Annotated in this window: 11 protein-coding genes and 1 tRNA gene; 1 reads left to right on the top strand and 11 read right to left on the bottom strand. The window is 47.6% G+C overall.

Translation table 11 applies throughout. The features are described from left to right. Positions 1 to 25 precede the first annotated feature (25 nt). The 6 genes from MKY42_RS10325 to nrdR form a co-directional block, all read right to left on the bottom strand. Positions 26 to 1,672 (bottom strand): helix-turn-helix domain-containing protein, encoded by a 1,647-nt coding sequence (locus MKY42_RS10325; RefSeq protein WP_339850769.1) that lies wholly within the window; start codon positions 1,670 to 1,672, stop codon positions 26 to 28. A gap of 224 nt (positions 1,673 to 1,896) precedes the next feature. Then, positions 1,897 to 2,418, bottom strand: a complete 522-nt coding sequence (locus tag MKY42_RS10320) for a MarR family winged helix-turn-helix transcriptional regulator (protein ID WP_339850766.1) — start codon at positions 2,416 to 2,418, stop codon at positions 1,897 to 1,899. Between the two features lie 50 nt (positions 2,419 to 2,468). Continuing rightward, positions 2,469 to 3,278 (bottom strand): alpha/beta hydrolase, encoded by an 810-nt coding sequence (locus MKY42_RS10315; RefSeq protein ID WP_090895428.1) that lies wholly within the window; start codon positions 3,276 to 3,278, stop codon positions 2,469 to 2,471. Positions 3,279 to 3,655: 377 nt separating this feature from the next. Further along, the gene (locus MKY42_RS10310) at positions 3,656 to 6,994 is read right to left on the bottom strand and encodes an IPT/TIG domain-containing protein (RefSeq protein WP_339850761.1); all 3,339 of its coding nucleotides are present in this window, start codon (positions 6,992 to 6,994) and stop codon (positions 3,656 to 3,658) included. Between the two features lie 241 nt (positions 6,995 to 7,235). Beyond that, positions 7,236 to 7,311 (bottom strand) — tRNA-Ala (locus MKY42_RS10305). 181 nt (positions 7,312 to 7,492) lie between these two features. Continuing rightward, entirely contained in the window at positions 7,493 to 7,960 is a 468-nt protein-coding gene (gene nrdR / locus MKY42_RS10300; RefSeq protein WP_090895424.1) for a transcriptional regulator NrdR, read from the bottom strand. 114 nt (positions 7,961 to 8,074) lie between these two features. On the opposite strand from nrdR, the gene MKY42_RS10295 reads away from it, so the two are divergent. Continuing rightward, positions 8,075 to 8,296: an alpha/beta-type small acid-soluble spore protein gene (locus tag MKY42_RS10295; protein WP_017689472.1), complete on the top strand. Its 222-nt coding sequence runs from the start codon at positions 8,075 to 8,077 to the stop codon at positions 8,294 to 8,296. 107 nt (positions 8,297 to 8,403) lie between these two features. On the opposite strand, the gene MKY42_RS10290 is transcribed toward MKY42_RS10295, so the two are convergent. The 5 genes from MKY42_RS10290 to polA form a co-directional block, all read right to left on the bottom strand. After that, complete coding sequence (locus MKY42_RS10290) at positions 8,404 to 8,967, bottom strand: lytic transglycosylase domain-containing protein (RefSeq protein WP_090895420.1); 564 nt, start codon at positions 8,965 to 8,967, stop codon at positions 8,404 to 8,406. Then, a complete protein-coding gene (gene coaE, locus MKY42_RS10285) occupies positions 8,964 to 9,560 on the bottom strand; it encodes a dephospho-CoA kinase (protein WP_090895418.1) in 597 nt (198 codons plus the stop codon). The genes MKY42_RS10290 and coaE overlap by 4 nt, the downstream gene beginning before the upstream one ends. 10 nt (positions 9,561 to 9,570) lie before the next feature. Further along, a complete protein-coding gene (locus MKY42_RS10280; protein WP_177185663.1) occupies positions 9,571 to 10,344 on the bottom strand; it encodes a manganese efflux pump in 774 nt (257 codons plus the stop codon). Between the two features lie 154 nt (positions 10,345 to 10,498). Further along, complete coding sequence (gene mutM, locus MKY42_RS10275) at positions 10,499 to 11,329, bottom strand: DNA-formamidopyrimidine glycosylase (RefSeq protein ID WP_090895415.1); 831 nt, start codon at positions 11,327 to 11,329, stop codon at positions 10,499 to 10,501. A gap of 116 nt (positions 11,330 to 11,445) precedes the next feature. Further along, complete coding sequence (polA, locus tag MKY42_RS10270) at positions 11,446 to 14,100, bottom strand: DNA polymerase I (RefSeq protein WP_090895413.1); 2,655 nt, start codon at positions 14,098 to 14,100, stop codon at positions 11,446 to 11,448. Positions 14,101 to 14,283: the final 183 nt, after the last annotated feature.

The following is a 14,283-nucleotide window of genomic DNA, read 5'->3' as shown; positions in this document are numbered from 1 at the left end:
CTTTTTGTTTGAGAAAACCTTTGGATTATTGGATGCCAGTCCATAAGGATACCGCCCGTCCAAGCTGCAAACGAATGGAAACCGGATTGTAGGGTATCCACTCTTCCTGCTCTAGATGATAGATCCGATTTCGCTTCACTGCCTCGAGCTCTTTCCAGTATTCCGAGTGAAATATAATTTCTGAATGGCCCTTTGACCCTTTTTCATCTGGAAAAACAATAACGAGCATACGAGTGCCCTCGTAATCCTGAAGTTCCGACAGTTGGATAGATACCGAATGAAATTGATCGCCAAACCTCTGTATTTCCTGGGCAATCTTGGCCGGAGGACGTAACCCGAGCGATTGATACATCACATATCCGACATTTCTGATTCCATATATTTGTAAGGTGTCCGGTTTGATGACGAGAATAGTTAGCGTCTCATTCACAATCTGGCTCGTTTGAATGGCTTCCCGTGCCTGCTGTTCTTCCCTTTCAAAGTCTGCCAGCCATTGTTCTGCCTGCTCCACCCTATGAGTCGCCTGTGCGATAAACCGCAGATGTTCTTTCCACCCAAGCTCCATCCATGCAATTTCGACAATAGGGGCGATGGATCTCAGACGTTCAGAACTTAATCCGTTCATGTGCAGGTGCTGATTTGCTGCAATGATGAGCTCAATATTGGCATCCAGCAATGCGGACTTTATTTGTTCAGGTGAACTGTCGGAATGGATAAAACGTATCGTTTGAGGTGGGCTTACTCCCTCTGTGCTTACATATTCGCTGCTTTCCGAGATGACAACCGCTGGTTCCAGACCAAGTAACATCAGATGGCTCGCATAAGGTGCACACCACACAGCCACTCGTTGAGAAAGCCTTCGATGTGCGAAGCCGGATGGACTCTCTCCTGTCTGCTGCTTAAAGCGGCGGCTAAGATAGAATTCATCCTTATATCCAACTTTCAGCGCGATCTCACGAAGTGAAGCGGACCCGCCAATTAATAACTCTTTGGCTCGGTGAACACGCAAGCGTGAAAGATACTCATTGGGGGCAAATCCAGTAAGCTGCTTAAAAAGGATGGAGTAATGAGAGCGACTGACCCCCGCAATTTCGGAAAGTCCTTCGGTTGTTATTTTCTCACTAAAATGGTTCTCCATAAATGCGATGCTACGTTCCATGGACGGCTGCTCACTCGCAGTATATTTTGCTTCCATTCGCTCCAACAGACTCATCAGTACTTGATGAAACAGAATCTGGTTACGCATATGCCTGACTTCATTGCCAGGTAAACGATTCATATAGAGCTCCTCAAGGTGAGCTGCAATCGTTGGTTCATAGAACTCAATATATGTTCCTGCTTCAAGCACACTGGACCGTCCCATGGCTTCCATTGGCAGTGATCGCTTCTGTTCTTGTGTGCTGATGGAGAGAGTGTATATATGAAGAGGGTGCATCTGATTCCCTTGTATTACAACATCACTCTTCGCCGGAATAAGGATTACCATCCCATCGGTGAGTTCGTAGATGTGACCGTCGAGATGAAGTGTACCTTTACCACTTGAAACGGCCAACAGAACGGTCAGGTTCTCATGGATTCTATGTATCGGCATGGTTGACGTACTATACAATGATTGAATGCTATCTGCTGTATATATTGGAAAATAGGACTCTGCCCATTCCGAGTTGTTCATGTTCTTGTCCTCCGTGACTGTTATGCCTGTTAGCGGGTAATAACTCAAATTAAGCTCACCCTATGCGGTTTTATTGGCTATACCTATTTTAGCATTGCTGATTCATCCGGAGTACATTCTTCCCAAAGTAACTATTTATAAAATGGAATAAAAATAAACGACCGTTCCCCGGTATAAATGGGGAAACGGTCGCATCTTTAATGTTTTCGTGCATGATACACCATTTACTCACGATTCGGATCAATTTTGATGAGCTTGCGCGGCTCCTGTTCTTTTTCACCATACCAGACCAACACATCGGCAAACAAATCCATAATGCGTATAAAGCTTTCCTTGTCAGCCTCTGAAATCGTGCCAGCCAATCGAAAAATATCATCAAAACACAGCTCACGAACAAATTCAGTATATTGGGCGTACACCACACGTCCATTCGCCGAAGGTTTGACATAAATGTCTTTGCGATTACCACTCAAATGGTATTTTTCGAGCAATCCTTTTTCTGTAAGATTCTTCACATTTTTAGAAAACGTACTGCGGCTCACGCCAAGTCGTGCTGCCATTTCCGACATCTTTTCTTCCTTGTCCTCCGCTTCCAGAATATACTCCAATGTCTGAATCTGTGAAGCAGAGAACATCATATCCGTACCATAACTTCGCTGCAGCTTATAGGTGTTGGAGTACGCATTACCGTACTTGATGATCTTTTCAATCAGTTCCCGATGGTCGCCCATCCATTCTAATTTCATGAATAATCCCTTTCACCTTCAAATTCTCTCTCTATTCCAGAGTACAGAATTTAAATATGTTTTTCAATCCATGTGATGGCTTCCTCGATGACTTCATCTCGATTAGGTTCATTAAATATCTCATGCATGAGATGGGCATATATTTTCAGCGTTTTATCGGTTGAGGCAATATCTCCGTAAAAGTCGCGCGAATCATGTTCACTCACCAGTCCGTCGTTTGCCCCATGCAGAACAAGTACAGGATCGACAAACTGCTTCGCATGTGCTTTTAACCAAGTCACTCCGTAACCCAAGCTATTGAACAAATCAACGGATATCTCTTTTTCTACAAGCGGATCATTCACGTATGCAGATACCACTTCCGGATCACTGCATACGCCGCCACCAAGCTCATTCGGAAAATACGTGCCCGGGGCAAGATCAAGCGGCAGTTCTCCGGCAACCTTTGTATGGTAACGAGTAAGCGCACCGGATAGAACAATCCCTTTTACTTTGCCTGGGTATTTCGTTCCAAATGAAGAGGATGCAAAGCCACCCATACTATGCCCAATGACAAAAAGAGGAATGTCGCCGCTCTCTTCCAAGGCCGCTTCAACAACCACATTCACATCATCAATAATCTGATGAAAATCACTGTAGAACGTACGCTTCCCTTCTGATCTTGCATGACCACGATGGTCAAAACGGTATACGTCAAAACCACGTTTGTTCAGTTTGTCCGTTAGGTAATCATAGCGGCCAGCATGCTCACACAAACCATGAACGATGACCACGGCTGCCTTGGAATCGCTTACAATATTTTTACTGAAATAAAGCTGGGTTCCGTCAAAAGATTGAATGGTTGTCTCGATATGGTTCATTCTTCATTACATCCCTTCATTGTGCTCAAGCCTCAACTGGCAGATCCGTCTTGAGCCATTTTGTTGATACATTATCCGTAAAGTAATCATAAGAGTTTATCGTTAATAATTTCTTTTACGAATAATATTGTTTCTTATAGAAACAATATAACATCCGTTTTACGCGCTGTCCAGATTAATCTGAGTGAATCGGAATAAAAACAGGACTGCCCCGTAGTCATGAATATGACGGGGACAGCCCTTGGTTCAAGTTATTCTAATCTGTTTTGGTGTTCTAATGAACCTGACACATTTGGGTGCGGTAGGTTTGTTAGCATCTTACAGCGAAATAATTGACCCATTGAGTCAGCTCTGCTCAAGCGGGTTTTCCATGAATCTTATCTATCGATTGAACCCAGCGTCCGTAGCATCCTGATGAACACTACCGCCGCTTGCGCGCGTGTCGTCTCCCCCTTTGGATCGAACGTGTTTGCGCCCGTGCCTGTCATGATATGAAGCTTGACCATCAGATGAACGTCCTCAATATAGGCTGTATCCGCGTTTCCGATATCCTTGAAGCCATTAAGGCTCACCGGCTCCTTGGATATCGGCAACTGTTCAAGTCTCCCCACTGCCGCCAGCATACTAGCCATTTCCTCTCGTGTAAGCGGCTGATTAGGGGTAAAGCTGTTCCCTTTCACAAAGGTGAGCAGTCCGAGCTCCTTCGCTGTGGATACCTCGCCGGAATACCACGTACCTGGTTTGACATCGTTATAGGGCGCTATGTCCTTATCAGATGCGCCGCGTCCAAGCGCCCGGACTAACATAGCCGTAAACTCTGCTCTGGTTACCGCTTTGTTAGGATCATACAGTCCACCGCCTACGCCTTCAACCAGACCTTTCGCAGCAGCAAGATCGACATCAGATTTGCTCCAATGCTGCTGTACATCAGCAAAACTTACCGTGTTTTGTGCCACAACGTAGACACTGTTTGAATAGGATTTGATCTTCACAACCCATTTGCCGTCAATCTGTTTTTTCTCAGCTGCCACAAACTCCAATTTCTTTGTCGTTACGTTATAGCGGAATGCCCCCCATTGAGCTGGCATGCCGGTCATGCTCTTGGGCATCAGAATCTCTCTTGTAAGTGCCTTGCTGAACTTATCTGCCGTTCCGATTGCTTGTCCCGTCTTGGTGTTGATGATATCGATATGAAAATCTACAATCGCACCCATTGCATGGCCATTCGGCAGGCTGTTTGCAAATGCTGCTCGGAAGTCCTTATCGCCGGACTTGTCGGTTAGCGTGATTTTAAAGCTAATGTCATCGTTATTCACATTATTCTTAGCTAACAAGTCCTTTAGCCCTGGAATGAGCGATGCCAGATTGACCGGCACTTGATAGCTGCCGTAAGGAGTCTTAATCTCGATGAAGAAAGTAGCGTTCTTGCCCTCAATGCTCGTTAAAATGCTTGCCGGTATTCTGACATAGGCAACGCCGTCTTTTGGTGTAATTTCAAGAGTGACGGACGGCTTACTACTGTCGATTTTAGCCCAGTCAATCATAATGCCGTTTTGGTCAATATCCGAATGGGTTGATGTAACAGGAGTAGTTCCACCACTGCTACTGCTACTATTGCCACTACCGCCACTACTATTGTTACTGCTACTATTAACAACCTGCGTTACAGTAAAGGTAACCGGCGTCATGCCCCCGGCCGACACTGTTACTGTAGCCTTATAAGTCCCTGCGGCCAGTCCGTCATTCGCTTTTACCGTAAAGGTCGTCGACGGCGTCCCACTATTGAGCGTTGTCACCGTCGGCTGCGTAATCGTAAAGCTGCCGGCGTTCGTTCCGCCGAGCGCTGTCGCCAAGCTCGTCAAGTCGCCGGTTCCCGTTCGTGTCAAGGTGACCGTTTTCGTTGCCTGCGTCCCCGATGCATACCCTGCGGTCAGGGCATTCAGCGTCTCATCCGACAATGGGCTGATCGCGTGCGTAACAACAAACCACGTAAATTGATTCGCCGCCGATGTCGTTGATGTACCGCCCGGCGTCGTTACCGTTACGTCTACCGTTCCTGTACTACCCGCCGGGGCGATGGCTGTGATTTGTGTCGCCGAGTTCACTGTATAGGACGTCGCCGCCGTTGCACCAAACTTCACCGCCGTTGCATCGGTCAGATTCGTACCGCTCAACGTGACAGTCGTGCCTCCGGTCGTCGGACCCGATACCGGCGACATGCTCGTAATCGTTGGCGCGGCATGGTATGTATATTGATTCGCCGCCGATGTCGTTGATGTACCGCCCGGTGTCGTTACCGTTACGTCTACCGTTCCTGCACTACCCGCCGGGGCGATGGCTGTGATTTGTGTCGCCGAGTTCACTGTATAGGACGTCGCCGCCGTTGCACCAAACTTCACCGCCGTTGCATCGGTCAGATTCGTACCGCTCAACGTGACAGTCGTGCCTCCGGTCGTCGGACCCGATACCGGCGACATGCTCGTAATCGTTGGCGCGGCATGGTATGTATATTGATTCGCCGCCGATGTCGTTGATGTACCGCCCGGTGTCGTTACCGTTACGTCTACCGTTCCTGCACTACCCGCCGGGGCGATGGCTGTGATTTGTGTCGCCGAGTTCACTGTATAGGACGTCGCCTCCGTTGCACCAAACATCACTTCCGTTGCATCGGTCAGATTCGTACCGGTCAACGTAACGGCCGTGCCTCCGGTCGTCGGACCCGATGTGGGCGATACGCTCGTAATCGTCGGTTCGGCATGGTATGTATATTGGTCCGCCGCCGATGTCGTTGATGTACCGCCCGGTGTCGTTACCGTTACGTCTACCGTTCCTGCACTACCCGCTGGGGCGATGGCTGTAATTTGTGTCGCCGAGTTTACTGTATAGGACGTCGCCTCCGTTGCACCGAACTTCACCGCCGTTGCATCGGTCAGGTTCGTACCGGTCAACGTGACAGTCGTGCCTCCGGATGTGGAACCCAATGTCGGCGATACGCTTGTGATCGTTGGGGAAATTGCATCTACTAGCACGCCCGCCGTACTACCCACGCTATTAAGCGTTAATACTGCATCGTTACCTGCTTCATCCCTAATTGATCCGCCATTCAGTGACAAGGCTCCTATGGTAATCCCGTTAGTATCAGATTGTCCGGTTTGGATGGTATATCTAAATTGCAACGCGTTTGTCCCCGAACCGCTTACATAGTTAGCATACACAGTCGTTGTTCCTACAATTAACGGGATCGTTGGAATGCCGGTTACGACAACAATCTCGTTCATGTTCACTGTAAAACTCAAGTCTTCTCCTGCACCATAAGTGCCATTGGCAGGAACAGATACACTTGTAACGATAGGCATAACTGTGTCGACATAGTAATGGTTAGATACGGTGGTTCCGCTCCCCACATTGCCTCCAGCAATTATACCTGAATGATTGAGCGAAATATTGAAGGGGCCGCTGTGATTGCTTAGAGGCGGCGTGAGTGTTGCGCTATAAGTGATATTGTCAGAAGTTGTTAATCCACTAAGAATGCCGCTACCTGTTTCCAAATCAGCAAGATCAAATCCAGTCACCGCTTCTGAAAATGTAATCGTTACCATTGACGTTTCTCCGGAAGTCAGAAGTTCGTCAGCTACAACAATGGTGGCTGTTGGAGTGGCAGCAAACGCCTTGTCAAATAAGTACAATGGCAGCAAACTTAAAATAATTACACCCATAAATAACTTTCTTATTATTCTTGTTTTATACATATCCTGTTACCCACTCTCTCTAAGTTAGGATTCACCGCGAATTTCAAGAAAATGCTTGTCCAGTCATGTGCTATTATATAACATTGTGAGTCCTCGTTCAGTAAATTATTGAATAGTATTGCATACGGCACTTTCTTCGTCCTATCAGCGAATGTCCATACAAAAACAAAAAAACGCAGTTCCGAAGAACTGCGCGCATTTACTATTTTGGTGGAGCCTAGGGGGATCGAACCCCTGACCTCATCGCTGCCAGCGATGCGCTCTCCCAGCTGAGCTAAGGCCCCAGAATTATGAGTGAAACAAGTTGTCCAACTCTGCAATGCTCCGCAGGCGACTCCTATATCATATAAAATACAGCTTTTGCTGTCAACCATTTTTTTACCAACCAAAATGATTGGAGAAGAACAACCTTTTACCTGGAACACATGACCGTAACCCAGAATGCTCTTCTCCTTTTCCGCTCCATTACTCCTCGATGTCTTCTTTGGACAAAAGAGATTTCAGTTCTTTCATGAACATATTGATGTCTTTGAATTGACGGTACACTGAAGCGAAGCGAACATAGGCTACTTCATCCACTGGAAACAGCTGTTCCATCAGCAGTTCACCAATCTGACGGCTCTCGACTTCAGCATCGGCTGTATTCCGCAGAGCTTTTTCTGTCTCGGATACCATCATCTCCAGCGTTTCTACCGACACCGGCCGTTTTTCGCAAGCTCGAATCAGACCACGGAGAATCTTGTCTCTGCTGAACTCTTCCCGGCTGCCATCTTTCTTAATAACGATCAACGGTGTTTCTTCAATCATCTCAAAGGTTGTAAATCTTCGGGCACACTGCTCACACTCACGGCGACGACGAATCGATTTCGCTTCGTTGGCCGGACGTGAATCAAGCACTTTGGTACCCATATAACCGCAATAAGGACACTTCAAATCAGATCACTTCCCACGTTTGACTTTTTACCACAAATTCCCTTAAGCATTTAGTTATGAAAATCGTATTGCCGACACATAATACTTTTACCAACCGCGAGGAGGTGAACAGCAATGGCACAAAGCAATGGTAACTCCAACAACCTGGTGGTAACTAAAGCTTCCGCAGCTCTCGAGCAAATGAAATATGAAGTTGCTCAAGAACTCGGAATCAGCATCCCACAAGACGGATACCAAGGTAACATGACTTCTTACGAGAACGGTTCGATCGGTGGATACATCACGAAGCGTCTGGTAACAATTGCAGAACAGCAATTGGCAGGTCAATACCAATAATATCTGCATCGTAATACGGTACACAGAGGAGCATGGAGCGGCCGGTGAATAACCGGTCTGCTCGGTGCTTCTACTTATTTTAGACCACGAATCCAGAGCGTCTTAACTTAGAACGTATTATAGATCTTTACATATTGATTATAATAATAAATGACGCGTTGTACATAGTGCCGGGTTTCACCAAACGGAATATCTTTGACCGTCTCGAAAGAGCCGTCCCATACGCCATCCCTTAGCCATGAGTTCACTTTACCTGGACCTGCATTGTAAGCAGCAATCATAGCCGCTTCATTCCCGTCAAATTGATCGGACAGATTACGTAGATACCAGGTACCCAGCTGGATATTTCTTTCAGGCTCGTGCTTCAATTCTTCCAGTGAGGTGCCCGGAATTTTCGCTTGCTCCATAATCCAGTTTGCGGTGTCTGGCATCAGCTGCATTAACCCGATGGCACCTCTTTTGGATTCCTTGCTTGTCTTAAAATTGGTCTCCACCTTGATGATGGAAGCTATGAGAAACGGATCAACCTCATAACTCTGAGACTGGGCCCTAATCTCTTCCTTATAATGAATCGGATAGAACCATGACATCCAATTGGTATTTAGGAACAGCACCAATACAAAAGACACAAACATCAACAACAATATTCGTTTCTTACGCAGCAATCTCATAATAAGCCCTTACGATGCAAAAATGAAATGATTTGCTGCTCCGTCTCTGACCACAAGCCGCTGTTATCAATAATCACGTCAGCTCGCTGCTTCTTCTCTTCAATATCCATCTGCACGTCTATCCGGCCATCTGCCTGGTCTGCCGTCATTCCATCCCGGCTCATCAGTCGTTCCCGTTGCACAGACCTCGGGACATAGACAACCATCACTTCTTCGAAGCCATCCTCCAGCCCTGACTCGTACAACAATGGAATATCCGATACGACCAGCTTGTCCGGATGTTCAAGCTCATACAGAGCAGCTCGCTCACGCATTTCCTTGCGGATCGCAGGATGTGTAATAGCCTCCAGTGCCTTACGTTCCTCTGGATTCTGAAACACAATACTGCCCAGCTTTTTCCGATCCAGTGTTCCGTCCTCATTCAATATGGCTTGTCCGAACCGCTGAACAGCCGCAGCCAAAACGGGATGCCCGGGCAGCATTACTTCCCGGGCAATAACATCTGCATCAATGAGCAACGCTCCCTTACTGGCGAGAAAGGCGGACACACTGCTTTTGCCTGTCGCGATCCCGCCGGTTAAGCCAATATTCATTTATTTCACCTCACAACAACTTCATTATTCCCATAAACATTAATAAAAGCGCAGGTAATACAGATAATCTTCGCATCCAACGCAGAGCAGCAAAGCGTAATCCAACCTTCATACCTAGTGACAGAAAAGCCCCGCTAAACAATGCAATAACTAATGCTGTCCACAAAGTCGGGAATCCCAATAATGCTGCCCCTAATCCTGCACCAAAAGCATCCAGAGAAAGAGCTATACCAAGCCACATCGCTTCTTGGACGGATATACTGCCCGAGTTATCCATATCCGCCTTCGAGGGGCTACGTAGGATTTGAATAACCACACCCAGCTTCCGCAGTTCAAGTGTAAAGACCATTCGTTCCAGCGATCCTCCAGGAGCAGATGGCTCAAGCTCCAGCGCGAGCACCTGATTTCTGCCCTTCGACTGAACTTCTTGTGAGGCTTGCGTACTACTGCGGATTGTTCCTGCTCCTGTTCCCTCACCCACTCCATTGTCCGTTTCCAGCTGTTCCTTGCCCCGTTTTCGAATAAGTTGCAGCAACGACCATGCGCCAATACCGATCAAAATAACCGCTCCGACAATCGAAGCCACGTCCGGAGATACGACATGTGACAGAAGCACACCTACTTGCATGGATAATGCAATAACCAGACCCGAACAGATGGAAATGACGACAATGGATAACAGCGGAATTTTAGTTCTCCGCAGCCCATATGTAATCCCGACTCCAAAACCATCTAAACTAAGCGCCAAAGCAAGCGCCAGTAATGAAATAAAATGATGCAGCACCCCGGATTCCTCCCCTGTGCGGAACTCGCTCCAACTGGCGACTGCCAGTATGGGTATACGCCCGCTTATTTCTGCCATATCAGTATATGGAGGGAGGAATCCAAGGGTGCTACAATTTGACGATTTCGTTCATGCTGCCAGAGCCATCACCGATTTAGAGCAGCGGTTGACACTTCGGACAGTAATGCGTGCCTCTACCGCCCACTACAATCTTCTCGATTAATGTGCCACAAGTCGCACAGGGTTCAGCTTTGCGTCCATATATTTTCAATTGATGCTGGAACATGCCCATCTCACCCTGTCCATTGACATAGGACTTAATGGACGAACCACCTGCATCCACCGCATCCTGCAGCGTAATCACGATCGCTTCATGTAGCACGGTTAACTGGGTTTCGGTCAATGTCTTGGCAATGGTCTCTGGATGAATGCCAGCGCGGAACAAGGCCTCGTCCACATAAATATTCCCGATGCCGACCACATATGCCTGATTTAACAACACGGCTTTAATTTTGGTTGTCCGTTTGCCAACAGCCTCACGGAATGCAGCTACGGTAAACACTGGATCAAGTGGTTCCAGCCCCAGCTTTAACAAAGGTTTGGATACCAGTTCCTCACCTGCATTAAAGAGATGCATTGTACCGAATTGACGGACATCCTTGTAACGTAATTCTGTACCATCGGTAAAGTGAAAAATGACATGGGTATGCTTCTCCACTTCCTCATGTTGTTGGTACACCCCGTATCTTCCTTCCATCCGCAGATGGGAGACAAGCACCAGCCCGTCCAGCAAAATACGCAAAAACTTGCCCCTGCGCTCTACACCAATCACGGTATGTCCCTTAAGTTCCATTGCAAATGCATCTATGTCGTCCGGCCGCTGAATGATCCGCGGCAAGCTAACGGTAACTGAGTCAATGGTCTTGCCAACAATAAGTTGATTCAATGTTCTTCTGACTGTTTCGACTTCCGGTAATTCCGGCATGATGTTCTCACCTCCCCTATATTATAACGGAAGATGGCGCTCAGCGGGACCCCTTCTTATGTCGAAAACAGTTGAAAAATATTTTGTAAAATAACGGAAAACCCGCTTGGGATCTACTATTTAGCCTCGTACCAGTTTTCTCCGTAGCTGACTTCCGCTTTCAGTGGCACTGACAGCTCCAATGCTTTTTCCATCACCGAAGGAACCAGCTCTTTCATCAGTTCCAGCTCATCCGCAGGCACTTCGAATACAAGTTCATCGTGCACCTGTAGCAGCATGCGGCTCTTCAGCTTGCGTTCACGCAGCGCTTCATCCATTTGTACCATGGCAAGCTTGATGATATCTGCCGCAGTTCCCTGGATCGGTGTATTCATCGCTGTCCGTTCCGCAAAGGAACGCAGGTTAAAGTTGCTGGCATTGATTTCTGGCAGATAACGACGGCGTTCCAGCAGCGTTTTGACATAACCATCCTGACGGGCTTCCTTCACAATATCATCCATATATCGGCGCACACCCTGGAACACTTCAAAATATTGATCGATAAACTGTGCTGCCTCTTTCCGCGTGATGTGCAGGTTCTGCGAAAGACCGTAATCACTGATGCCGTATACAATCCCGAAGTTAACCGCCTTGGCAGAACGACGCATGTCTCCATCCACCTCTTCTGGCTTCACACCAAACACATCGGAGGCCGTCTTTGTATGGATATCCATGTCCTGGACAAAAGCTTCCTTCAGCCGCTCATCATCTGAAATATGGGCAAGGACGCGCAGTTCAATCTGCGAATAGTCTGCTGCCAAAATGGACCATCCCGGTTCAGAAGGAACAAATACCTTCCGGATTTTACGACCTTCCTCCATCCGAATCGGAATGTTCTGCAAGTTCGGGAACTGGCTGCTCAGACGTCCGGTTGCTGCGATCGTCTGACGGTAATACGTATGCACTTTGCCATCCTTATCCGAAATCTCTTTGAGCAATCCTTCTACATACGTGGACTGCAGCTTGGCAAGTTGACGATATTGCAGAATGTGCTTGACCACATCATTATAAGGAGCCAGCTTCTCCAATACTTCGGCATCCGTAGAGTATCCTGTTTTTGTTTTCTTCACTACAGGCAGACCGAGTTTATCGAATAAAATCTCGCCCAGTTGCTTCGGTGAATTCAGATTGAATTCCGTACCGGAAAGCTTGTAGATTTCCGCCATCAACCTGCTTATATTTTCTTCGAACTCACTACCCAAAGCCTGCAAATCTGCCGTATTAGCCTTAATGCCCTGTTTCTCCATATCAGCAAGAATACGTGATAACGGCATCTCCAGTTCATGGAAAAGAGCGTTCATCTCATTGCTCTCCAGCGCCTGCTCCTGGAGTGGAATAATGGCTGCTACTGCCGCGGCTTTGCGACACAGAAAATCGCCCAGTACATCCGTCTCTGGCACCCTGTATTTTGCACCTTTGCCCATAACCGTATCATCCTCCACGAGGGAAGGCAGACCATACTTCGTGGTCAGGCCGCTGATCGTCTGATTGGATTCGGTTGGATCAAGCAAATAGGCAGCCAATTGCACATCAAAGGACGCTCCAGCAAACTCAATGCCATGCGCATGCAGTGCGAGATCAACACGGTGCAGATCATAACCACGCTTGGGTTGTTCTGCATTGCCCAGCCACTCTCTTACCGGGGCAGCTGCATCAGACTGAAGCAATTCGGGAGATAAGAATGTATAGGTTCCGCCTGAACCAACAGCAAGTCCAATTAGTTTCGCCTGATGCGGATTATCCCCATGTGTCTCCACATGTAGCACATCAATGGATTCGAGTGAACCAAACAGTTCACTAATCGTTTCTTCTGTTGCTATGGAGGATTCTACCACGGCAGCTGGAACGGCTTCCTGTTCAGAAACTACACTTGCGCGGAATGAAAGGCGCTCCAGCAAAGACTTGAATTCGAGCTTGGCCAAAGCCGGACCTGCCAGTTCCTCTTTTAAGCCAGCAAACTGCATATCTTCCCACGTTTGTTCCAATGGAACTTCACGGTGGATCGTGGCAAGCTGCTTACTCATACGTGCATCTTCGGCGTGAGCCTCAATCTTTTCTTTCATTTTTCCCTTTAGCTCACCTGTGCCATTAAGCACTTCCTCAACCGAACCGAACTGGTGCAGCAGTTTCAAAGCCGTTTTCTCTCCGACGCCAGGAATGCCCGGAATATTGTCGGACGTATCACCCATCAGACCTTTGAGGTCAATGATTTGCAACGGGGTCAGACCATAGCGCTCCTTAATCTGAGCAGGATCGTACAGCTCAATCTCGGTTACCCCTTTGCGCGTAAGCCCGATATGCACATGTTCAGATGCAAGCTGCAGCATATCTTTGTCACCCGACACAACGAGAACCTGTCTTCCGGCTTCATCCGCACGTTTCGTTAATGTTCCGATAATGTCATCCGCTTCAAACCCTGCAAGCTCAAACTGGGCTATCCCGAAGCCCTGAAGCAGTTCTTTCAGCAGCGGAAATTGCTCGGACAACTCCGGTGGTGTTTTCTCCCGACCACCTTTATATTCCTGGTAACCTTCGTGCCGGAACGTAACTTTGCCTGCATCAAATGCTACCATCACATGTGTCGGTTTATGCTCTTCCAGCAAGCGCAGCAGCATCGTGGTGAAGCCGTACACCGCATTGGTATGCAAGCCTTTCGAGTTAGTTAGAGGCGGCATTGCAAAAAACGCCCTGTAAATAATGCTATTTCCATCTATAAGAATAAACTTGTCCATTCCAGCACCTCACGTATCGTATGGTCAATCCTTCAATTACATCTACTCTCATGATACCATACACACCTGTTACAACAAAAAAATTAGTCATCTTTATAGATCATAATCTTCCTGCAAAAAAAGAACTCCCTCCGCGGATGGCCTGTTCACAGGCCGCCCGAGAGAAAGTCCCTTCAATTCGTT

This window comes from Paenibacillus sp. FSL W7-1088, assembly GCF_037969855.1.
Classification (GTDB): Bacteria; Bacillota; Bacilli; order Paenibacillales; family Paenibacillaceae; genus Paenibacillus.
The sequence above is the reverse complement of the archived record's forward strand: the minus strand, read 5'-3'. Positions and strand labels throughout refer to the sequence as shown.

Coding starts and splice junctions, on each gene's coding strand:
- MKY42_RS10295 (WP_017689472.1), top strand. CDS start 8,075: ATGGCACAAAGCAATGGTAACTCCAACAACCTGGTGGTAACTAAAGCT.
- mutM (WP_090895415.1), bottom strand. CDS start 11,329: ATGCCGGAATTACCGGAAGTCGAAACAGTCAGAAGAACATTGAATCAA.
- MKY42_RS10325 (WP_339850769.1), bottom strand. CDS start 1,672: ATGAACAACTCGGAATGGGCAGAGTCCTATTTTCCAATATATACAGCA.
- MKY42_RS10315 (WP_090895428.1), bottom strand. CDS start 3,278: ATGAACCATATCGAGACAACCATTCAATCTTTTGACGGAACCCAGCTT.
- MKY42_RS10290 (WP_090895420.1), bottom strand. CDS start 8,967: ATGAGATTGCTGCGTAAGAAACGAATATTGTTGTTGATGTTTGTGTCT.
- MKY42_RS10320 (WP_339850766.1), bottom strand. CDS start 2,418: ATGAAATTAGAATGGATGGGCGACCATCGGGAACTGATTGAAAAGATC.
- polA (WP_090895413.1), bottom strand. CDS start 14,100: ATGGACAAGTTTATTCTTATAGATGGAAATAGCATTATTTACAGGGCG.
- MKY42_RS10310 (WP_339850761.1), bottom strand. CDS start 6,994: ATGGGTGTAATTATTTTAAGTTTGCTGCCATTGTACTTATTTGACAAG.
- coaE (WP_090895418.1), bottom strand. CDS start 9,560: ATGAATATTGGCTTAACCGGCGGGATCGCGACAGGCAAAAGCAGTGTG.